General features: G+C 42.6%; 21 protein-coding genes. 4 read left to right on the plus strand and 17 right to left on the minus strand.

What is annotated here, in order from left to right; genetic code table 11:
* Positions 1 to 75 precede the first annotated feature (75 nt).
* The 6 genes from DMI82_RS15550 to DMI82_RS19885 form a co-directional block, all read right to left on the minus strand.
* Positions 76 to 807: a hypothetical protein gene (locus DMI82_RS15550; protein WP_110103822.1), complete on the minus strand. Its 732-nt coding sequence runs from the start codon at positions 805 to 807 to the stop codon at positions 76 to 78.
* A gap of 143 nt (positions 808 to 950) precedes the next feature.
* Positions 951 to 1,910 carry a hypothetical protein gene (locus DMI82_RS15555; protein ID WP_110103823.1) on the minus strand — a complete coding sequence of 320 codons (960 nt, stop codon included), beginning with the start codon at positions 1,908 to 1,910 and terminating at the stop codon, positions 951 to 953.
* Positions 1,911 to 2,006: 96 nt separating this feature from the next.
* The gene (locus tag DMI82_RS15560) at positions 2,007 to 2,576 is read right to left on the minus strand and encodes an HD-GYP domain-containing protein (protein ID WP_110103824.1); all 570 of its coding nucleotides are present in this window, start codon (positions 2,574 to 2,576) and stop codon (positions 2,007 to 2,009) included.
* A gap of 68 nt (positions 2,577 to 2,644) precedes the next feature.
* Positions 2,645 to 3,202, minus strand: a complete 558-nt coding sequence (locus tag DMI82_RS15565) for a hypothetical protein (RefSeq protein WP_110103825.1) — start codon at positions 3,200 to 3,202, stop codon at positions 2,645 to 2,647.
* A 144-nt stretch (positions 3,203 to 3,346) separates the two neighbouring features.
* A complete protein-coding gene (locus tag DMI82_RS15570) occupies positions 3,347 to 3,982 on the minus strand; it encodes a hypothetical protein (RefSeq protein ID WP_110103826.1) in 636 nt (211 codons plus the stop codon).
* Entirely contained in the window at positions 3,979 to 4,134 is a 156-nt protein-coding gene (locus DMI82_RS19885) for a hypothetical protein (protein WP_158526488.1), read from the minus strand. The genes DMI82_RS15570 and DMI82_RS19885 overlap by 4 nt, the downstream gene beginning before the upstream one ends.
* Positions 4,135 to 4,265: 131 nt before the next feature.
* On the opposite strand from DMI82_RS19885, the gene DMI82_RS15575 reads away from it, so the two are divergent.
* On the plus strand, positions 4,266 to 4,532 hold the full coding sequence (locus DMI82_RS15575) for a hypothetical protein (protein ID WP_110103827.1): 267 nt from the start codon (positions 4,266 to 4,268) through the stop codon (positions 4,530 to 4,532).
* A 26-nt stretch (positions 4,533 to 4,558) separates the two neighbouring features.
* On the plus strand, positions 4,559 to 4,879 hold the full coding sequence (locus DMI82_RS15580; RefSeq protein WP_110103828.1) for a DUF1653 domain-containing protein: 321 nt from the start codon (positions 4,559 to 4,561) through the stop codon (positions 4,877 to 4,879).
* 83 nt (positions 4,880 to 4,962) lie between these two features.
* Here the strand turns inward: DMI82_RS15580 and DMI82_RS15585 are convergent, their stop codons facing one another.
* Positions 4,963 to 6,717 carry a DUF1002 domain-containing protein gene (locus DMI82_RS15585; RefSeq protein ID WP_110103829.1) on the minus strand — a complete coding sequence of 585 codons (1,755 nt, stop codon included), beginning with the start codon at positions 6,715 to 6,717 and terminating at the stop codon, positions 4,963 to 4,965.
* Between the two features lie 169 nt (positions 6,718 to 6,886).
* Between DMI82_RS15585 and DMI82_RS15590 the strand changes: the two genes are divergently transcribed.
* Positions 6,887 to 8,092 (plus strand): leucine-rich repeat domain-containing protein, encoded by a 1,206-nt coding sequence (locus tag DMI82_RS15590; RefSeq protein ID WP_110103830.1) that lies wholly within the window; start codon positions 6,887 to 6,889, stop codon positions 8,090 to 8,092.
* Positions 8,093 to 8,130: 38 nt separating this feature from the next.
* Here DMI82_RS15590 and DMI82_RS15595 read toward each other — a convergent pair whose 3' ends face one another.
* The 3 genes from DMI82_RS15595 to DMI82_RS15605 form a co-directional block, all read right to left on the minus strand.
* Positions 8,131 to 8,316 carry a hypothetical protein gene (locus DMI82_RS15595; RefSeq protein ID WP_146207171.1) on the minus strand — a complete coding sequence of 62 codons (186 nt, stop codon included), beginning with the start codon at positions 8,314 to 8,316 and terminating at the stop codon, positions 8,131 to 8,133.
* Between the two features lie 246 nt (positions 8,317 to 8,562).
* Positions 8,563 to 9,603, minus strand: a complete 1,041-nt coding sequence (gene rdgB, locus DMI82_RS20595) for an RdgB/HAM1 family non-canonical purine NTP pyrophosphatase (RefSeq protein ID WP_330409287.1) — start codon at positions 9,601 to 9,603, stop codon at positions 8,563 to 8,565.
* Positions 9,604 to 9,720: 117 nt separating this feature from the next.
* Positions 9,721 to 10,176: a hypothetical protein gene (locus tag DMI82_RS15605; protein ID WP_110103832.1), complete on the minus strand. Its 456-nt coding sequence runs from the start codon at positions 10,174 to 10,176 to the stop codon at positions 9,721 to 9,723.
* A 108-nt stretch (positions 10,177 to 10,284) separates the two neighbouring features.
* Here DMI82_RS15605 and DMI82_RS15610 point away from each other — a divergent pair, with 108 nt between their 5' ends.
* Positions 10,285 to 10,557, plus strand: coding sequence for a hypothetical protein (locus DMI82_RS15610; RefSeq protein ID WP_110103833.1), 273 nt, complete (start codon positions 10,285 to 10,287; stop codon positions 10,555 to 10,557).
* Between the two features lie 698 nt (positions 10,558 to 11,255).
* Here DMI82_RS15610 and DMI82_RS15620 read toward each other — a convergent pair.
* From DMI82_RS15620 to DMI82_RS15645, 7 genes are all read right to left on the minus strand, one after another.
* A complete protein-coding gene (locus DMI82_RS15620; protein ID WP_110103835.1) occupies positions 11,256 to 12,473 on the minus strand; it encodes a BspA family leucine-rich repeat surface protein in 1,218 nt (405 codons plus the stop codon).
* Between the two features lie 170 nt (positions 12,474 to 12,643).
* Positions 12,644 to 12,829: a hypothetical protein gene (locus DMI82_RS15625; RefSeq protein ID WP_110103836.1), complete on the minus strand. Its 186-nt coding sequence runs from the start codon at positions 12,827 to 12,829 to the stop codon at positions 12,644 to 12,646.
* 139 nt (positions 12,830 to 12,968) lie between these two features.
* A complete protein-coding gene (locus DMI82_RS15630; protein ID WP_110103837.1) occupies positions 12,969 to 15,473 on the minus strand; it encodes a BspA family leucine-rich repeat surface protein in 2,505 nt (834 codons plus the stop codon).
* Positions 15,424 to 15,597, minus strand: coding sequence for a hypothetical protein (locus DMI82_RS19890; protein WP_158526489.1), 174 nt, complete (start codon positions 15,595 to 15,597; stop codon positions 15,424 to 15,426). Before DMI82_RS19890 ends, DMI82_RS15630 begins: the two co-directional genes overlap by 50 nt.
* A 174-nt stretch (positions 15,598 to 15,771) precedes the next feature.
* Positions 15,772 to 17,151 (minus strand): DUF3854 domain-containing protein, encoded by a 1,380-nt coding sequence (locus tag DMI82_RS15635; protein WP_110103838.1) that lies wholly within the window; start codon positions 17,149 to 17,151, stop codon positions 15,772 to 15,774.
* A 119-nt stretch (positions 17,152 to 17,270) separates the two neighbouring features.
* A complete protein-coding gene (locus DMI82_RS15640) occupies positions 17,271 to 18,833 on the minus strand; it encodes a vWA domain-containing protein (RefSeq protein ID WP_110103839.1) in 1,563 nt (520 codons plus the stop codon).
* Positions 18,834 to 18,959: 126 nt separating this feature from the next.
* A complete protein-coding gene (locus DMI82_RS15645) occupies positions 18,960 to 20,483 on the minus strand; it encodes an AAA family ATPase (RefSeq protein WP_110103840.1) in 1,524 nt (507 codons plus the stop codon).
* Positions 20,484 to 20,496: the final 13 nt, after the last annotated feature.

A 20,496-nucleotide genomic window follows, 5' to 3' on the forward strand; every position in this document is an offset into this window, starting at 1 on the left:
GTCTTTAAGAGAGATTTTGAATCTCTCTTTTTTTTGCACGCAAAAAGGAGACCATCTGGTCTCCTTCTGAACAACTTAGCGCGTTTTTATCATGCGGATGCCGGCCGTTCCAACCTGGTAATTCGCATAGATGTATCTGTTGCCATTTGACAGCACATACAATTTTCCGGACACCTTTCTTCCGCAAATTTTCGTTGTGAAGGAAGCAGCACCGGTTTTTTTGGAGAGATTAAGTTTGACTTTTTTTGCTACGCGTACCGTCTTTCCGGTAAAACCACGTCTCATGTAGATATCAGCCTTTCCGTTCCTTACGGAAATGACAAGCCGAGTAAATCTTAACTGGTCATCAGTATCGACTTCTCTTGCTTCCCACTTGCCAGAAAAATTATTAATCCTGACATTCTTTTTGATGTTTTTGGGAAGTGATACTTTGCTGACATAGTGGTAAACGATAGTCTCAGATGTCCTTACGGATTCAAGTGTTTTATTTCCGTAATAGAATCTTACCTTTTCCTTTCCGCTTGAAAGTGTTAGCAGATTATCGAGTGTCCATTTTCCGGATTTTTTATTTCGTCCAGTCGTCATTGTGAATGTCTTGTTTGCTTTGACTTCCAGATTAGAAATACCAGATTTGGTTTTCGCCTGCCAGTATCCAATGACTGCGTCTTCCCTCGTTGCTCCACTGCATACCCCGTACTTGCTGAATACGAAGTTGTTTCTGCAGGCAGCCGCCGGAAGTGCTGATACTATCAGTGTCATCACCAGTGTCAATAACATTACCAATCCTCTTTTTGCGCTTTTTTTCATTTTTTGTTCCCCTTTCTTTGTGTGTCCTTCTTTGAGAAGGAATCTTTTTTTACACTTTCAATATGAGTTTTGAGGGAAAAAATAAAAAGCAGCCGCGAAGCGGCTGCCCGTAAAATTCTAAACCTATCGAATCCGATAGGTTTTTATCCATCGGCTCGGTCTCTGCCCATTTCCATTTCAACTTTGTCAAGCACCCGGTCCGCAGCAGAATCGTGCTCACGGATATAATCAAACTGTTTCTCAAAAGCCTGATGCTCAAAACAGAACTTTTCATCAATCTTTGTCAGTGTATGAATATTGCTTTTTACGTCTGTCTCTTTCAGGACATTTACATACGCCTGAGCAATAACATCAGGGCCTTTGTCTTTTGTCATGTCATAAACCTCATCAATATCCGGAACCCCGTTGAATACGTATCCTTTCATCATTTCCTGGACTTCTTCAACAGAATTTGCGAAACCATCGTCTTCCAGAGATATTCCTGTTAATTCAGCAGAATCACGGATATTATTTTTTGCCATGATTGACGCATCGTCATAACTGATATTTGTTCCAGGCACTTTGTACGTCTGCCCGAGGACCTGCTCTGTCATATCATGTACCATCGCCTGTTCTTTCCCATCATGCAGCCTTCCATTTCGTTGTGCCTCCTCTTTCATTCTTTGGCGCTGCTGTTCCACCTCTCTCTGCCTTGCAGCCCGTTCACGCTCCAGTCGTGATTCATCCGTCTTATTCCTTTCAGGCTCTTTTTCCTGATTCTCAGTCTGTCTTTTTCTGATAAACCTTGGCCGTTCCTGGCGTTCTCCTCCTTTTTGCTGCTGTGCCGTGTCAACATCACGCATGGCATCATCTGTCTTTACAAATTGCTTTTGCGCTTTATTTTCACTTCTGGACATATTTTCGTCTTCTTTTTTGGATGCTTTTAATGCTTTATGTATGTCAAAGAATGTATGACCTGTTTTTTCTGCTGTTTTTGCCATACCAGCAGCTACAGACAGGCCTTTCGCTGTGATATCGCCATCCATATACTTCTCAGCACCCTCAAGTTTCCGTTCTGTATTTTTTATTATTTTATTTGCATTTCTCTTTTTTTCGTTACTCATAAGCTTGGCCTCCTTATTTTTCTTATCTGTTTCAGCATGCAGGATTTCCCAAAAAACAAAAAAAACCAGGCGCTTTGCCTGGTTCCTGCAATTCTTTCAGCATGTGAGTATGGATTTGATTTCTTCTGCACAACAATCGAATGCGTGCACGACATCCGGGTCATACATCTTTCCTGCGTTCTTATCTATTTCTTTAGCGCATACAGCCCATGGCAGCGCTTTCCGGTAGCAGCGGTCAGATGCCATAGCGTCCAGCGAATCCGCGACTGCAATAATCCTTGCAGATAGCGGAATATCGGTTCCGGAAATCCCATTCGGATATCCATTGCCGTCGTATCTTTCGTGATGCGACAGAACGACATTTGCCACTGCAGAGTCCTGCTGGCTTACGATGGAATATCCGTACATGGTGTGTTTCTTGATTTCGGAAAACTCTTCTTCGGTAAGTTTCCCCGGCTTGTTCAGGATATTTGTGTCCACGCGGATTTTTCCAATATCATGAAGTCTTGATGCTTCATCCAACAACTCCATATCATCATCATAAAGCCGCATCTTCTTTCCAATAGTGTGTGCTATAGCGGCGACACGCGAAGAATGTTCAGCGGTGCCTTCATCCTTATGGCAAAGAATTGTGTACATGTAGTCCAATACTGCTTTGTTTTGCATATTGTATTCCTCCAGTCTTAATGTTATACCTTTGTAATATGCAAAACAAGCAGAAAAAAGAAAAATGGCTATTCCTCAATATCGAAGATGTATTGTTTGACATACCCTTGTTCGTGGTCCAGTTTATATGTCATCTTCTGTTCGTTGGATGGATACTTCATTCCAAGATTTTTAATCGCGATTTCTTTTACTTTATTAATATCTACACTTGAATTCAGCTGCGCTTCATAAGCTGTGTTATCCTGTCTCATTTCTGCCAACTGTGACTCTGCATTCGCAACCTCTTTTATTCTATATGTCAAACCAGACTTCGCCTGGAGATAACTGATGCAGCAGAAAATAAGCACTACTGACATTAGAGAAAGGAATATAACGAATCCCGGGCTCATGCTTTTTGCCGCTGCCCTGTTCTTCAAAACCGCTTTGCTTGTCTGTTTCTTTGGCCTCTGCACCACATCCGGCTTTGCCGTTTTTCTTTTGTAAGTGTTTTTACTGTCCGGAAGCATTTCCAATTTTCTTGCCGCATTTCCGTAAATATACGGCTGATGACCTGACTGCGGTCTTCCCGCTCCCTGACGATATGGACTTGCGGAATGCCTGATTCTGTATGTTGTATTTTGTGTCATTTCTTTTGCCGTTCCTTTTTGTTTTTATACAATATGCGGAATTTTTTGGCAAAAATTTTTAAGTATTATTTAATTTTGTGTTACAAAAAACGGCAGCATCACTGCTGCCGTTAAGAAAATTGGAAGTATTTCGGCTTGTATATTTTAGATTTCTTTTTCTTCCTCGTTGACTGGAATGACTTCGTATTGGCAAAACGTTCCGTCATAAGTGTAATGAAGCCGGATAACTCCATTTGCTGCATCGAAATAGACCATACAGGTCCTTTCGTGTGCGGCTTCTTCGTTCTGTGTATATGCTTCTTTACAGGCCAGAGTACATGCCTCTTTGAATGCTTCCTGTTTTGTAGAAAATCCATCATATACTGTATCATCTTTTTCGTTCCAGGAAAAAGTGACCTCAATCCGGTAGTTGCCTTTATATTTTGGCTTTGACAAATCTCTAACGTATTCGCATGCAACTGCAAGTGCAACATTTCCGTCTTCGTCCATGTCATCCTTCGTCCAGCGATTTTCACCATTGCATACCCATCGGAGATTCCAACCATTGATTGTAAGAAGTCCTGTGTCAGTTTTCATCCATAGGATGATAGCCTTTTCATATGCAGCTTCAGGCGAATTTGCTTCAACTGTGAATGAGATATGGCCATTTTCAAGCATATAAACAATGTTTCCATCGTCATCTTTACGTTCTATCTTTCTACTATAAGATACACTTCCGACACTGTGATACCACAACTGAGTATAGCCGTAGACGTTAAAAACAACTTCGTATTCTCTCATTCTTCAACAACTCCTTCCTCTAATGCTTCAGCATACGCCTCATCCAGCAGTATCTGCACCTGGCATTTCTCGCATTCGTCGTTTTCACACCAATTGCAGAGAATATTTCCCGCCTTTGTTAATTCCTGGTATTTCTCCTCTGTCATTTTCATTTCTTTTCTCCCTTTCTTTGTAGATATTTTTTTTGCGTCAAGAATAATATGTATGATTTTCTACGATGCAAAATTCAGCATATTAAGTATGTAAGAAAAATCTTTAAAAAAGAAAGGAACCGTAAAGTAAAATGGAAGTTAAAGAAATCAAGAAGAAAGTTGAAAAAACGTTTTGCGCAGATAATGGAAAGCGTTTCTCAGTTGGAACAGATATCTCTTTCGTCCTGGCAGATACTGGAGACAAATGTATCGGGACTATCCGAAAAATTAAGAAAAAATGCATAATCATTGACAGTATTGAAATTAATGGAAAACCGTTACCGATGAGAGATTTATATGCAAAAGTCCCATATCTGGAAATTCAGCCAAACAGTTGTGCGTATGTGTATTGCGATTGATTTTTTATTAAGAGAGGAGAAAAAACATGTTCAGAATCAGAAAAGTAAACAAAAAAAATATTGCAGAGGAAATCAAGCCAGGTGACATTGTCCAGCATTTTAAGCGTACTGACGATATGCAGGCAAACGAATATCTTTACCGAATCATCGCCGAAGCCAAGCATACAGAGACAAACGAATATATGGTTGTTTATCAAGCGATGTATGGCGATTTTCAGACCTACGCCCGCCCAATGGCTATGTTTCTCAGCCCAGTCGATAAAGATAAATACCCGGACGCAAAACAGGAATTTCGTTTCGAGAAATGCCAGTTTTCTAACGACGGAAAATGGCTTCCTGAATTTTAGACAAAAAAAAAGGAGAAGACCTTTGGTCTTCTCCTTTTTTTTTGTCTTCCTGTTTTCGGTTCTTTTGTTTTTCTGCTAACGTATTACTCCGCGTTTGCAGCCTCTGTGCCGTTGTCATTACTATTGCCATTTCCGGCATTGCTTTCTGTTACTTCGTCTTCAATATCGCCATCGTCAGCATCTGTTTTTGCAAATTCTTTTTCCAGTTTCTTTGCATCGTCTTCAGAAATCTTACCGTCATTCAGGAGTTCTTTTACCTTATTCAGAAAGGCCTCGGACGCCTGTTCTGTTTTTTCAGTCTCTGTATCTTCACCTGTGCTTTCGCTTGCATCTTCAGCGCTATCCTTCTCAGTAGCCAGCGCATCATAATATGCATCTAAAAGCGTTTTTGCTACGTTTGAAATCTTTTCGTCCGTATTTGGATTTTCGACATTTGCGTCCTTGTCGTCATTGCTTTCTTCATTAAAGGCAAAATGCTCCTTTAAATATTTTTCAATCTTTGAAAATCCTTTTGAGGCTTCTTCCCCAGCGTTTTTTGTGATTTCAGATAAATCATACCCAAAGATAGACACGGATTTGTCTTTTTTGTCTTTCTCGGTAGTAACTGTTTCGTCAGTTGCATCCGTATTATCGGCATCTTCCTGTGTAGGTTCTACGCTGTCTTCTTTGCTGATATCTTCAGAGCCTTCTGTCTGCTCTTCGTATGTATCTTCTGTCACCGGGGTCATCTCGTCGTCACCCTGTTCGTCGCTGACATCTGTGGAAGAAAGTGAATCATCGGATGAACTGTCGTCCGTGCCAGTGTCGCTTGAGCCTTCGTCCATGTCATCTTCAATCACTGCAGCGTTATCAATGTCGCTCATATCGTCCTCTGTTGTATTGACAATCATTTCAGGGTCATCTGTTGAGGAAGAGATAACATTATCTCCAAGCACACTGTCGTCCACCTGGTCCGTAATACTGTCGCTGTCTTTTGTTTCTTTCTTTTCTTTCTGCTTGTCTGATTTATCCGTATCTTCTTTTTTGTCGTTCTTTATTGCTTCCAGTTCCTGTTTGATATTGTCGCCAATCTCCTCCAGGTTCTTTACATAAGAATCATCGTAATCCTGGTTAGCAACATCTTCAGCCAGGTCCACGATATTGTCAATCTGCTGTTCTGTGATATTGACGTTGTTATTGTTGATGATGTTCGTTACGGTATTCTGGATGTCAGTCTTGTTTGTGATATTGTTCTGCACTATCTCGGTCTTCGCCTGGTTTACGATGTTCTCGGCCTGTGCGGTGCCAATGTCTTTTGCAATATCTTTCGTGATAACGACTTCCTGCGTGGCGATATCCTTTTTATCTTTATTGATGACCGTTCCGGTTGCCTTTTCATAAGCCATCATAACGCCCGTGAGTGCTCCGGTCCCGGATACCTGGAATGGACATGCGGAAACAACTTCGCAGTTCTTGATTCCAAGGTCTGCCAGTGTAGAAGCAATCATGTTTGCAGTGACATACTGCAGATTTGCGGTCCTTACCTTGATGCCACCGGATTCGGTTGGTTTAATGTAAGCACAGCTTACCGTCCTTGTTCCAATCTGTTCAAGCGGGATGTACCCGGAAAGGTGTGAAACCTCATCTTTGTTTGTGACAGTGATTTCCTGCACACTCTTATCGCCGGAAATCCCGAAATATTTCATCATTGTCTTTTTCTGGGCATCTGTCAGGTCGTTTCCGATAGATACCACTTTAGATGCATCGGCGAGAACCGGCTGCAAGGCTACGGCTGGAAGTGACGCCGTTGCCATCAGTGCGGAGCATAATACCGCTAAAAATCTGTTTTTATTTTTCATTTTTTTTAGCGCAGGACCTTTGCCTGCTTTCCTCCTGTTTTTGTTGTGCTTACAATATGCAGGATTTTTACCAGAATGGGAATTTTTTTGCGAAAGAAAATTTTTTCAGTGCAAGATGCCAGAAATTCTGCATATTACGGAAAGAAAAACTTAAAAAGGAGAATAAAATATGCAGAAAAATATAGAGACATCACCAAATTATATCTTATCTAAGAACTACGACTACTCATTTATATACTGTATTGAGGTCCAGGACTCGGAAGAACTTCATGGCCTGCGGCATATGCTCGCCACAGAAGAACTGTTTCTGAATTTTACGGGGAAAATCAAGGGCAATACATTGTACGACCTGGTGTATAAACACATCTTGGGGCGTGTTTCTACTATTAAGATAACGCCGCAGAACAAATATCTTAAATCCGTGGACGGCATCTTATATTCCAAAGACGGGAAAACCCTTATCGCTTGCCCGGCTATGCTGAGAACAGAAGTTCTCCATATCCCTGACGGAACGGAATTTATCTCCCCATATGCTTTTTCCGGCAACTGTAACATCCGGGAATTGCATTTTCCGGATTCCTTAAGACATATCGGAACAAAGGCCTGCTCCGACATGGTCGGCTTAAAGTGCATTGAATTTGGCCTCGGGATTGAACACATCGGCAGCCTTACGGAAACATCCATATTCGCTCATTGCGACAACCTTGAATCTGTAGAGATTCCCGAGCAAGTCCAGACAATCGGGGCTTCTGCCTTTGCCCGCTGTCACAACTTAAGACATGTAGTTTTGCATGGCAGCCTGACGCATATATGCGAAAAGGCATTTTTGGAGACAGATTTTCGAAATGTTGTCCTGCCGCCTTATGTTTCTGACATTGGTCAGGATGCCTTCTCTCACATCCAGAGCATTACAGTAGACCGCAGTTGGACCATACCATCCGGATTAATTAAGGCCTGCTTAGGTTACAGAGATAAATGGAGTCTTTTCAATTTTTCCGACCCATGGATTTTACGGATTAACGACGAAATGACCGGAAAGACATTCTGTCTTCCAAGGATTATGAATCCGGATTGTCATGACTACAACATTGAGATGCTGTCGTTTTTATGGGATTCCGGCAATTTTTGCGACAAGCACCCGGCCTTCTTTGCATTGGATGGCCATCTGGACGTTGACAAATTCGCAAGATATGATGTTCTGATTTCTTCTTACAAGGCCAATCCAAGCGACGAAGTGTATAAAATCCTGAAGAACTCAGTCCGAGAAATCGCTTTGGATTACAAAACAGCTCTCGCTGAAAATACGGTATCAGGAGAAAGATGTATTGCCAGACTGACAGATTTAAGAAGTCTCGGTTTCCTGTCACTTATGTAAAAAACAACCCTCCATGCAGCATTCCACTGCATGGAGGGCTATTTCTTGCAAAAATACATTCCTGCTTCCGCATATGCTTTTGCCTGTTTTAACTGGTTTTTCCGTATTCTTTTGTTCGCTTCTTCTGCCAGCCGGTCATATTCCGGAGATGTTATTTTCTCTACTCTTTTCACATTCTGGAGTCCTTCGTAAGAAGCCTGCCTCAGGTTTAATTTTTCTCCCATTTTTCCACCTTCTTTTGTTTTTTTCACCGCCGGAGCCTGTTCTCGCAAAGTCTGCGGAACAGGTAACGATATATTCTTTCCGTATCGTACGGGTTGCTGTTTTTTTTCTCAGCAGCCAAGCCGCAGGTCTGTTCTCCTGCCCCGCATGCAGGCCGGCAGTGTGTATCTACAATATGCAGGATTTTTTAGGATTTGCTTTTTTTTGTGAAAACAAAAGCACTACATCTAGTGATGTAGTGCCTGGTGTTACTTCAGTTTTTCGTCTAAAAATTTCAGCATATTCCGCAATGCCTTCCCGCGATGGCTGACTTTGCATTTTTCTTCCATGGACATTTCAGAAATCGTTTTTCGATATACAGGAAGATATACAATGGAGTCATATGCAAAGCCGCTTTTACCATCAGAAATCCTCTCTGCAATCTTGCCGTACAACTTTCCAAACGTAGTTTTTGTGCTTCCATCAGGAAACGCGGCTGCAATACAGCACACATACTTGATATTTCTTTCGTCGTATGGGACATCCTCCAGTTTGTCCAAAATGTAAGCATTTTTAACTTCTTGCGGTGTCTGCTCTCCAAGGAATCTGGCTGAAAAAATGCCAGGCATTCCATGCAGGGCTTCTATCTCCACCCCTGAATCATCCGCCAATGCAATCATACCAGTTTTTTCGCATACATACTTTGCTTTCAGTAGAGCATTCTCTTCGTATGTTTTTCCATCTTCCACAATGTCTTCGCCGATTCCTGCTTCAGCCATGGAGATGAAGTTAATATTTTCCAAATTCGGAAAATTTTTAACGATTTTTTTAATCTCTTTTATTTTATTCTCGTTGTGTGTTGCGAAAACGATTGTCTGCGGGCTTTTCTGATATGCGATTGTCATACAGTAATCCATTCTTGTCCAACCACCACTCCCAGAAATCTTTGTTATTTTAGCTTTTTTGATTTCTTCCGGAAGAGATAGCATATCGAATTCTCCATGGCTATAACTCCAAATCTGATAGTCTTTGACAACTCGCCGTTCCGGCTCGTCGCCAGACTTCGAAGTTAGAACCGTAGCATTTGACCCGCGGACGACTTTTTGTCGGCCTGAGATTTCCCGTTCTTCGATATGCGCAGAGAAAAAAGAATCGGGATTATCAGAAATGAGGAATTCGCCCCAGTTATTTGGGTAAATTTTTAGTACATCGTTAATGAACTCTTCAACAGTATATTCCTGGTCCATCAGTATTTCGTAGTCAGCAGTACTGTCGCCATATTCTTTACTTATTCTTTTTGTGTTAATCATAACCATTTTTCCTTTCGTTTTTTTTAATTTTCTTTTTCAGGTTTAATATGCCAAATTTTACAAAAGTAAGAAAAATATAAAAAAAAGACCTGATGCAATCGCACCAAGTCTATTGTTTCAGCCTTCCAGGTCTTCTTTGTACCAGTATTCATCCTCACAAGACACGTGCTCCAAGTACCAGTCTACTATTTCTGCGTCTCCGAGGTTGGTCCCGCCAGATTGCATAAGCCAAACTCCGTGTTCGTATGCTGCCTGAGGACTTTTTTCAACGACATTATAATAAATTCTTCCATCTTTAAGGACATAGTTTTCGCCTGCCTTTGTCAATCCGTTGCATTCGATGCATCCGATATCATCATCCTTGTTCTGAATATATCCAAACACAACAAAAGCGACTTCATAAGTCCTTACAATGTCTGATTCTTTTGCTTGAGATTCCAGTTTTGTCATTATGTCCATTACCATACATGATTCCGGAAAAGCCTTACATATTTCAGTTTCGCAGTAAGAGCAAAGGAGGTTTTTGGCCCTCTTGATTCTGTCATACTGCTCTTTTGTTAAGTTTTCTATCATATTTTTTCTCCTTTCTTTGTACTTTCTTTTTATCCCCTGCAATATGCAGAATTTTACATTTATACAAAAACGCGCATATTGCAAAAAACGAAAAAAAGGAGTAAAAAAATGAAACCAATTAATACATATCGTTTACAGGTGGATATGTTCAGGAACAATGGATTTTGCTACCGGGACATGAAAGACTGGCTGTATCAGCGGCCAAATGTCAAGGGAGTTTATTTCGTCGGCGCAAAATCACTGAAAGAGGCCTGTAAATTACTCCAGAAACATATTGGATTTGGAGCAATTTGCATTCCGCGGTGGCAGGATAATATTCCTGATGGGTATCATATGCCATACAAAGGAATCAGAAAATATCGCATGTCTGGAGACGAATAGGAACAGAAGCAAAACAAGGAAGAGTCAATATTCTTCCTTGTTTTTTCTTATTTGCAAAAAATCCTTCTGCTTCCGCATATGCCCGCGCCTGCTCCAGTCTGTGCTTGCGTATGCGTTTCGTCGCTCCTTCAGTCAGATTATCGTATTCCGGCGCAGTCATTTTTCCACATTTTTTTGCATTTTGTATTTCTTTGTATGCCGATTCGTTCAGTGTTAGTCTTTCCATATTTTTTACCTCATTTTTTTTAACGTTTTTTCATATGTAATATGCCAGATTTTTACAAAACAAAACCGGCAGCCATTGCAGCCACCGGTCCTGCCAAACAAAGAAAGGTACAAATTTAAGTCAGGATGCCAGGCACCCAGGAAGGCGATGACAGGAATCGAACCTGCCATTTGGGTAGAACCTGTTCGAAAAATAACCCAAATTCGCCAGAATCGCCGGCACATATCGTGTATACATATGATACCGCGAGCTATGCTCGCGTGTACCAAGCGGTCATGACCGCTGACAAACGACGACGCAGTCGGAGTGTAGAGCCGTGGACGGGTTTTCCTGTCCATCGATGAAGAATTTATTACGTGGTCCGGAAGCGTTTCAAACATTACTCCTTCCTGACAAGTACAGTATGCCATACTCTTTCTTTTTCTGCAAATTTTGCGAGTCTTTTTTGTTTTTGTAGTTCAAACCAGAAACGTCAGCTTGAAACTTTTGTGTAGGTGTCGGCAACGTTGGAGGGGAACGTTCCGGATGTGAAGGTTTCACCTGCGGTGTTCTGCCATGTGCCGGGAAGAGAATAATCTATTCCGACAAATTTGAAGGTGGTGCCGGTGGTGAGACTGGTGAGGGCGGAACAGTCGTAAAATAAGAAATACATGCTTGTTACTTTCGATGTATCTAGATGTGTTAAATCCAGGTTTGTTAAACAAGAGCAGTCGTAAAATATATAACTCATACTTGTTACGTTCTGTGTATTTAACGATGATAAATCCAGGCTCGTTAGACCAGAACAATACTGAAACATACCACTCATATTCGTCACGTTCTGTGTATCCAGCAGTGTCAAGTCCAAACTCGTCAGCCTATAACAGCTGGAGAACATACCCCTCATATCCGTCACCTCCTGTGTATCCAGCGATGCCAAATCCAAACTTGTCAGGCTGACACAGCTGGAGAACATGTTGGCCATACTCGTCACATTCTGCGTATTCAGTGGTGCCAAATCCAGGCTCTTCAGGCCGGAGCAGCTGGAGAACATATTGGCCATACTCGTTACATTCTGCGTATTCAGTGGTGTCAAATCCAGGCTCTTCAGGTCGGAGCAACCTTGGAACATACGCTCCATGTTTCTTACGTCCTGCGTATCCAGCATTTTGAAATCGATTTTTTGAAGTTTGTTTTTATAGTAAAACATGTAGCTGCTGTTTTCAGCCGCTTGCGCTTTCATACCCGGAATCTGTGTAGACACCTTCATGACAGTTCCTGCGTCATCATTCAGCCATGCAACAACACCGCCATCTCCGTTCGCATCAACGTCAATAATCTCCTTCTCTTTTGGCTTTACTTCATCGGTAAAAATAACCTCGGTAGCACTATTTGGTATTTTATTGTGGAAACTGCTTCCATCGACAAGCGTAAACGTCATCTCTTTCGCCCACAAATCCAAGTCCCCAGTCAGATTGACCTGCGGTACGCCATCATCAGAAATCATCACTCTGTTTTCACGCGCCTCATCACTGTACCACGCAACCCCGGTCCCGACTGCTTCCTTATAACTCCCCTCCACAATCTGTCCGGCAGAGTTGTAAACCACCATATTTTCATCAGTCCCGTCGGCAAACGTCAAGCCGTTCCCGTGGAACGTGACGGTATACCCCTTCGTGCTCTTGCTCGGCTTTTCGGTGCTTAAATACATATCCGGGATTTCACGCTCCGCATTGGTCAGCCCGTCATCCCATTTCTTGGTGATGGTTACGGTACCGGTCGTCTTATTATCCTTGAAATCGTAGATGCCCTCATCGGCATTGCCGTCTTCCCCGCTCTCTACACTATCACTCTCTTTGCTGCCCGATTCGTCTGTCTTATCTACGCCATCTTCGTTCCTGGTACCCCCCCCGAAATATTCTGACTATTCTGATTATTCACGTCTGCAGCATAAGCCATAACCACCGGCCCATGCCCGTCCACGGGCATCACCATCACGCCGGCCATCACTGCCGCAGCCAGTGCCATCCCGGCGGCCATCTTCTCAAACATATACTTGTTTCTCATTTTCTTCCTCCTTCTGAATCAATCTGTATACATCTAATATGCAAAAAAGTTACGGAGAAATACGCCCATTTGCAAATAAGCAAACGAAAAGAATATACAAAAGAGCCTGCAGCGCGTAGCGCTACAGGCTTGATGTATGCTAAGATGAAACTTTCGTATAGGTATCAGTAACGTTGGAAGGGAACGTTCCGGAGGTGAAGGTTTCACCGGCGGTGTTCTGCCAGGTGCCGGGAAGCTCATAGTTCGTTCCGACGAATTTAAAGGTGGTGCCGGTGGTGAGACTGGTTAGGGAGGAACAGTTACGAAGCATATAGACCATATTAGTTACATTTGATGTGTCAAATGATGAAAAATCAAGACTCTTTAAACTGCTGCAATCATTAAACATGCCGCTTAAACTTGTTGCGTTTTTGGTACTTATTTTTGATAAGTTTATATTCGTTAAGTTATTACAACCTTCAAACATACAACCCATATCTTTAGCGGCGGTCGTATCAAATGTTGAAATATCAAGTGTGGTTAATGCGCTGCATTTTTTAAACATTCTGCCAAAATCAATTACGTGCGATGTATTAAACGGAATAATTAAAGATGTTAAAGAAGAACAGTTTTCAAACATGCCACTTCTGATAGAACTATAAGCGCTGTTTTCCTTATACCCAGCAGGACTACCCATTGCTGTCGCATTACTTGTGTCAAAATTAGATAAATCTAATTCTACAAGACCACTGCACCCATAGAACATACCACTCATGTCTTTTACGTTCTGTGTATCTAGCAGAGAGGAATCCAAGTCTGTTAGGCCGGAGCAGGCTTCGAACATTCCACTCATATCCGTCACGTTTTGCGTATCCAGCGGTGTCAAATCCAGACTTGTCAAACCGGAACAGTAGTAAAATATACGCCTCATGCTCGTCACCCTTTGTGTATCCAGTGGAGTCAAATCTAGACTAGTCAAACTGGAGCAGCCTTGAAACATACTATCCATATCTGTCACTTTCTGTGTATTTAGCGGCGTCAAATCCAGGCTCGTCAGGCCGGAGCAGTCGCAGAACATTTCACTCATATCCGTTACGTTCTGTGTATTTAACGGCGTCAAATCCAGGCTTGTTAGACTAGAACAGCCTTCGAATATGCCGTTCATGTTCGTTGCTTTTGACGTATCCAGCGTGGTTAAATCTAGGCTCGTGAAACCGGTATAGCAGAACATATTACTCATATTCGTCACGTTCTGTGTATCCAGCGGTGATAAATCTAGGTTTGTCAGGCCACGACAATTAGAGAACATTCCACTCATATCCGTCACGTTCTGCGTATTTAACGACGTCAGATTCAAGCTTGTCAGACCAGAGCAGACGGAGAACATTTTACTCATATTCGTCACTTTCTGTGTATTTAATGATGATAAATCCAGGCTAGTCAGGCCAGAACAATACTGAAACATTCTACTCATATCCGTCACCTTCTGTGTATTCAGCGACGATAAATCCAGACTTGTCAGGCCGTAACAATTGCAAAACATGCAACCCATATCCGTCACCTTCTGTGTATCCAGTGGAGTCAAATCCAGGTTTGTGAGGCCGGAACAGCCGTCAAACATCCAGCTCATATCCGTCACCTTCTGTGTATTCAGCGGTGACAAATTCAGACTAGTCAAACCGGAACAGCCGTAGAACATACCTCTCATATCCGTCACCTTCTGTGTATTCAGCGGCGACACATTCAGGCTAGTCAAGCCGGAACAGCCGTAGAACATGTACTGCATATTCTTTACGTTCTGTGTGTCCAACGGTGTCAAATCCAGATTAGCCAAACCAAAACAGCCGTAGAACATACCTCTCATATCCGTTACGTTCTGTGTATCCAGCATTTTGAAGTCGATTTTTTGAAGTTCTCTGGCATAACTAAACATATTTCCACTGTATTCATTCGCCTGTACTTTTACGCCCGGAATCTGTGTGGATACTTTCATGACCGTCCCTTCGTCATCATCCATCCATGCAATAACACCGACGTCCCCGTCCGCGTCTACATCAATAATCTCTTTACCTTTTGGCTTTACTTCATCAGTGAAAATAACCTCAGTAGTATTCTTTGGTATTTTAGCATTGAAGGTGTTTCCGTTGACGAGCGTAAATGTCATCTCTTTCGCCCACAATTCCAAATCCCCGGTCAGTTCGACCTGCGGCATACCATCATCAGAAATCATTATCCTGTTTTTACATGTCTCATCACTGTACCACGCTACCCCGGTTCCGACCACTTCTTTATAACTCCCCTCCACAATTTGCCCTGAAGAGTTGTAAACCACCATATTCTCGTCGGTCCCGTCGGCAAACTTTAGCCCGTTCCCGTGGAACGTGATGGTATATCCCTTTGTACTCTTACTTGGCTTTTCGGTGCTTAGATACATATCCGGGATTTCACGCTCCGCATTGGTCAGCCCGTCATCCCATTTCTTGGTGATGGTCACAGTACTGGTCGTCTTATTATCCTTGAAATCGTAGATTCCACTTCCGTCTTCCTCACTCTCCGCGCCAACTTCAGCATTTCCCTCTTTGCTACCCGCTTCGTCCGTCTTGTCTACGCCATCTTTACTCCTGGTACCCCCCCGAAATATTCTGACTATTCTGATTACTTGCATCTGCGGAATAAGCCTCAACCACCAGCCCACGTCCGCTTCCAGGTATTATCATCACGCCGGCCATCACCGCTGCCGCAAGCGCCATCCCGGCAGCCATCTTCTCAAACATACATCTGTTTCTCATTTTCTTCCTCTTCGGCTCTTTCGCCGTCCTCCTTTTCCCTTTTTTTTGTAGCTATTTTTTTGTAGTTTGTTCCTACCTCCAGTATGCCAAATCTTCCTGAAAAACTGCTGGCATTCCTGTTTTTTTACACAAAAAAAAACCGTCTGTCATTACAACAACAAACGGTTTCTGTTCCTACGCGGCTTCTTCTGGTTTCTTTCCTGCCTTTTCGTCAAAAAGCCTTTTCTCATTCTCTGCCTGAAGGTATTTTGCAAATACTTTTCTGTCTTCGCTTTTCATCTTCTTAAAAGACTTAACCTCATATTTTTTAAGCAGCATGTCAAAAGCCTCATTGCAGGTATTCATAAAAGATATCGCATCAATATATCGCACTTCCTTTATGTTCCCGGCGAGGATACAGTCATCAATCCCTTTCCCGTATCCGATTTTCCAGATTGCAAATTTAATCTTTAAATCCGGGACTTTCTCCATCAGCATCCTTGCCATTTCTGAGATGGTATTGAATACCTGTCTATTACCAAGGATGTCAGAATCAAACATCAGATAAATACTTTTTATCTCGTGCTGTTCTCTAAGTTTATTGATGATTTCGTCAATCCCCTTCCATGAGGAAACGCCCTGGATTGAAATAGTGATATTCCTGTTTGCTGCCAGGATTTCGGATTTAAACCGGCCCTCTGTTATACACAGGCAGCCCCGCGGGTTTTCCGGAATGATAATGTCCTTTGCTGCCCCAGGTGTGCTGCCGCCGTCATAATCAATGCTGTCAACGGCAAAAATGGAAGTGAACCAGCAATATCTATTTCCTTTACTTGCCGTATCCCGTCTGATTTGAACTGCAACCGCATACCCGTCAGCATCGTGGATTAAGATTCCGATACCCGCGTTATTGCACCACCTTGTGCCGTGAGACACCGAAGGAGTGTCCTCTCCGGAATAGTCAAGCATACCTGTTCTTTTGTCGATAAAAAATCCGGGGACATACTTCAATACATCTTTCGTGTACCCAGTCAATTTTGAAATCTTCCGGGCAATTTTTGCACGTTCTTCCGGTGCGACAACCATCCTCATGTAATCTTTTTCAATCCGTTCTTTGGACAGTCCCCTCTTTTCTTTCAGATATTTTTTATCGGCCTCAGTCAAAGGTGATAACATCTTTAAAGTCCTGTATACTTTGTCGCAGACTTCAGGCTCCGCCCGTTTAATCTCGGAAACCCTCGTCCTTCCCTGTTTGGCCGGTTTTATTTTTGGCCTTTCTTTTGGTTTTTCCCTTCGGTCATCTACATCGATTCCGAAGATGTCACAGGCAAGGTTGAATGTTTCCGGGAATGATGTGGTATTGTAATCCCATTGGATGAGATGAAAGATATCAACATCGCATCCGCATGAAAAACAATGACAGCGGTTCCTTCTCCGGTCGTAGCACATGCTCGGTGAATGGTCCTGATGGTCAGGGCTCAAGCATAAGAACTTTCTTGAAATATTAATGCCTTTCTGAGCCAGGTAATTTGGCAGACTGGCCAAAATAATCTCTTTAGCCGTATCTCTATCCATAGTTCCAGCTCCTCTCTTTCTTTGTTATTTTTGTCTCTTCTTTAATATGCAAAATCCAAAACGAAAAAGAAAAAACAGAGCACAGTTCTTGTGCTCTGCATAAATTTCTCTTTATAGATTTATTCCTGGTCTTCATCCCAGAATACAGACATAGCCCATGACGGAACATCGTCACGGTTGTTGTAATCCTGCAGGAAAGCAAATGCCGTTTTGTATGGTGTTGGCTTTGTCGGATATGTTCCATATCCATCAGTAAAGTAGATGAGCCCACAAAGGTTGTCAAACTCTTTGTTTTTGATAAGGGTATCAACGTACTCAAATACAGGTCTGAAGTCTGTTCCGCCGAAGCCATACAGTTTCATGTTCTGCATGAATTGTTCCATTTCTTTCATGTTTGTGATTTTGGTATCATTCTGGATAGCCGCATCACACTGGATGATGTGAATGTTTACACGGGAAGCAAAGCTCTCAGTCTCTTTTAAAATGCTGTAAGTCTTGTTAAGGAATTTCTTAACAAGTTCTCCTGCACATGAACCAGATGTATCAATGGCGATAACAAAGTCTTTAATGACTTTGTCTTCCTTGTACTCCAAAGGCTCAATCAGCAGCACTTTTTTGTCTACCGCCTTTTTTCCGTCAACACTGGGTAAGCCATTCAATCCGTACATATAATACATATTGTCAAACTCATCCTGGTTGACCATCATTTTCTCTTCCATAACAGAGAACGTGCGGAGGAATTCTTCGTAGTCCATCTTATCCTGGGTCAGAAAGTCGATTTCTGCTGCGATATCTCCGGCATCTTTTCCCTGGTGGTGGAAATTCTGCATGTCTGAAGCAACCTGTCTTGCAGCATCCTGCCATTCCTGCTGTTTCTGCTGAATCTCACGGTCCGTGTGCTGGGAACTGTCGCCGCCTTCTGGTCCATCATTATCCCCATTGCCGTTACCGTTTCCACCACCGTTACCGTTTCCATCGCTGTCGCCGTCGCCATCGCTGTCGCCGTCGCCATCGCCGTCGCCGTCGCCATCGCCGTCACCGTCGCCATTATCATTGCCATGACCGTTACCATCGCCATTGTCATTGCCGTCGCCGTTAACATTAGGGGTCTGGTCCTTTAACCAGTAATGGTCATCCATATGGAACAGAGAGATTAACTCTTCAAAATCATAATTCATAGAGTTATCCATCAGCTCTTTGTATACCAAAGCCGGAATAAACATCTTAATCCGGCTCTTGATGTCGTTAATGATACGGCTTCGGTCGTTGTCCCCAGCAATCTGTTTCGGGTTCAACCTCTGGACAGCGGCCTCACTGCAGATATCCATAGCGATATTCCAAACACCGGTGTCAATGTTTTTTACCGGCTGGAATGGATGAAGATAGATACAATGGAACAGCATATGCAGATACGCCCTGCTCAGTTCATCCTGTGACTTTTTATATCTCAGGATGACGTCCATTGGGTCCGCATATATTCTCACAGCATCAGTACCAAAGGCCCCCGCCCCAGGTTCTGTAAACTGGATTGGCATACGGTAAATTACCGGGCTTAACGCTTTGTACTGAAAGTACAGTTTGTTTTTAATCTGTTTCAGGCACTTGTTCGCAATTGCCTCAAAATTTGTAAGACTCTGTCCTGGTGCTACAGTTGTTTTTGCTTTGTTGATTTTTAAATCCATAATTTTTTTTACTTCCTTTCTTTTTGTTTAATTTTGCTTCTCTTTTAATATGCCTGATTTTTAACAGCACAAAAAAAAGAACCCAGGGAGTAATCCCCGGGGTTCTTTGTGTATTTTGAGAGAACATCACACTGCTTCTTCAAGCATAGTGTCAATCTCATTGTTGAGTTTGTCATCCTCGTTGTAGATGAGCAGACTCTTGTTATGCTTGAAGTAGGACTCGCTGCCGTGCTTCGTAATGAAGTTTGCGATGTTTTTATTGATTGTTAACTCCGCAACAAACAATGTCATCTCCTGCTCATCACCAAACGCGCCTTCCATATATTTGAAAGCGTTCTCCATCGCCGCAGTTGTCTTCGCTGCAGAAGCCTTGTACTTCTTGATATCTTTGTCGAAAGTCGCCTTCAGCATAGCGAACTGCTCTTTGTTTCCAGCAGAAACCAGTTTCTCTTCTTCAATCTTATTTTTATAAGACTCATAGAGATTGATTTTTCTGCGCATGATGGATTTCTTTTCAGAGGACAGTGCATTTGCCTGTTTGTCCTTATCCATCTCGTCTTTGACGTCTGCAATGTCGTTTGCAAGCATTTCGTAAACACTATCACTGCCAGCAAGTTTTTTCTTTACTACACGCAGATTCTTAACAACCTGTTCGAATGCTTCACCATCAATGACAACGGATTTCGCTAATCCGCCGATTGCTTCCATCAACATGGAGATGATAGACAGTCGTTCATCAAATGGTGCATTCTGTGCTTTCTGGATGGCACCGGAAGAAATATTGCCTTTCAGGATATCGGAGATTGCATAATCTACACGGTACTTTTTAAATAAGTCGTAATAAACTGCAAATTTACGGGCACATTCTTTGTCCGTAATATACTCCATGATGAGGTCCTGGCTTACAGGGAATCCCATTCTTTCATATGCCTGAATCTGGGATGATAAATCTTCCCAGCCACGTGCTGTAATGTACTGCTGTCCATCAACAGTCGTTTTGATGCTGTAGAACCACTTTTCATTGTTAGCCAGGAATGCCATGATAGCCGGGTGGATACCTGCGTTATATGCATACTCTTTCCAGCATCCGAAGTCTGCATCAATCGGAACCATCTTCAGACGGTCCTGGGTAGCCACATCAAACTCTTTAACGGATTTGTTGAACTGTGGCGGGTTACCAGCGGTAACGACAACCCATCCTTCCGGAACCTGCTGATTGCCAAATACTTTATACTGCAGGAACTGCAGCATAGCCGGAGCCAGTGTCTCGGATACGCAGTTAATCTCATCCAGGAATAGGATGCCTTCTTTTCTACCAGTCTTCTCCATCACATCATATACAGATGCGATGATTTCAGACATCGTGTATTCGGACTTGGTGAATTTCTTGCCGCCATATTCAACTTCCTTCAGATATGGAAGGCCGATAGCAGACTGTCTTGTATGATGAGTCATAGAGTAGCTGACCAGAGCAAGGTCAAGGTCTTCTGCCACCTGTTCCATGATGGCTGTTTTACCGATTCCAGGTGCACCGACCAGGAACAAAGGTCTCTGGCGAACAAGCGGTACACGGTACTCACCACACTCATCTTTCTCAAGATAAACCTTAACTGTTTTCTCGACTTCCATTTTTGCTTCTTTGATGTTCATAATTTTAAATCTC

Origin of the sequence: Blautia sp. BCRC 81119 (genome assembly GCF_003184505.1) — a bacterium.
In the GTDB taxonomy this organism is placed as follows: Bacteria; Bacillota; Clostridia; order Lachnospirales; family Lachnospiraceae; genus Blautia_A; species Blautia_A fusiformis.

What these genes read in the sequence shown, in the direction of transcription:
- DMI82_RS15640 (WP_110103839.1), bottom strand. Translation starts at nt 18,833, where the DNA reads ATGGATTTAAAAATCAACAAAGCAAAAACAACTGTAGCACCAGGACAG.
- DMI82_RS15630 (WP_110103837.1), bottom strand. Translation starts at nt 15,473, where the DNA reads ATGCAAGTAATCAGAATAGTCAGAATATTTCGGGGGGGTACCAGGAGT.
- DMI82_RS15565 (WP_110103825.1), bottom strand. Translation starts at nt 3,202, where the DNA reads ATGACACAAAATACAACATACAGAATCAGGCATTCCGCAAGTCCATAT.
- DMI82_RS15645 (WP_110103840.1), bottom strand. Translation starts at nt 20,483, where the DNA reads ATGAACATCAAAGAAGCAAAAATGGAAGTCGAGAAAACAGTTAAGGTT.
- DMI82_RS19890 (WP_158526489.1), bottom strand. Translation starts at nt 15,597, where the DNA reads ATGAGAAACAGATGTATGTTTGAGAAGATGGCTGCCGGGATGGCGCTT.
- DMI82_RS15620 (WP_110103835.1), bottom strand. Translation starts at nt 12,473, where the DNA reads ATGTATTTAAGCACCGAAAAGCCGAGCAAGAGCACGAAGGGGTATACC.
- DMI82_RS15560 (WP_110103824.1), bottom strand. Translation starts at nt 2,576, where the DNA reads ATGCAAAACAAAGCAGTATTGGACTACATGTACACAATTCTTTGCCAT.
- DMI82_RS19885 (WP_158526488.1), bottom strand. Translation starts at nt 4,134, where the DNA reads ATGAAAATGACAGAGGAGAAATACCAGGAATTAACAAAGGCGGGAAAT.
- DMI82_RS15550 (WP_110103822.1), bottom strand. Translation starts at nt 807, where the DNA reads ATGAAAAAAAGCGCAAAAAGAGGATTGGTAATGTTATTGACACTGGTG.
- DMI82_RS15610 (WP_110103833.1), top strand. Translation starts at nt 10,285, where the DNA reads ATGAAACCAATTAATACATATCGTTTACAGGTGGATATGTTCAGGAAC.
- DMI82_RS15595 (WP_146207171.1), bottom strand. Translation starts at nt 8,316, where the DNA reads ATGGGAGAAAAATTAAACCTGAGGCAGGCTTCTTACGAAGGACTCCAG.
- DMI82_RS15555 (WP_110103823.1), bottom strand. Translation starts at nt 1,910, where the DNA reads ATGAGTAACGAAAAAAAGAGAAATGCAAATAAAATAATAAAAAATACA.
- DMI82_RS15625 (WP_110103836.1), bottom strand. Translation starts at nt 12,829, where the DNA reads ATGAGAAACAAGTATATGTTTGAGAAGATGGCCGCCGGGATGGCACTG.
- DMI82_RS15635 (WP_110103838.1), bottom strand. Translation starts at nt 17,151, where the DNA reads ATGGATAGAGATACGGCTAAAGAGATTATTTTGGCCAGTCTGCCAAAT.
- DMI82_RS15580 (WP_110103828.1), top strand. Translation starts at nt 4,559, where the DNA reads ATGTTCAGAATCAGAAAAGTAAACAAAAAAAATATTGCAGAGGAAATC.
- DMI82_RS15575 (WP_110103827.1), top strand. Translation starts at nt 4,266, where the DNA reads ATGGAAGTTAAAGAAATCAAGAAGAAAGTTGAAAAAACGTTTTGCGCA.
- rdgB (WP_330409287.1), bottom strand. Translation starts at nt 9,603, where the DNA reads ATGATTAACACAAAAAGAATAAGTAAAGAATATGGCGACAGTACTGCT.
- DMI82_RS15605 (WP_110103832.1), bottom strand. Translation starts at nt 10,176, where the DNA reads ATGATAGAAAACTTAACAAAAGAGCAGTATGACAGAATCAAGAGGGCC.
- DMI82_RS15590 (WP_110103830.1), top strand. Translation starts at nt 6,887, where the DNA reads ATGCAGAAAAATATAGAGACATCACCAAATTATATCTTATCTAAGAAC.
- DMI82_RS15570 (WP_110103826.1), bottom strand. Translation starts at nt 3,982, where the DNA reads ATGAGAGAATACGAAGTTGTTTTTAACGTCTACGGCTATACTCAGTTG.
- DMI82_RS15585 (WP_110103829.1), bottom strand. Translation starts at nt 6,717, where the DNA reads ATGAAAAATAAAAACAGATTTTTAGCGGTATTATGCTCCGCACTGATG.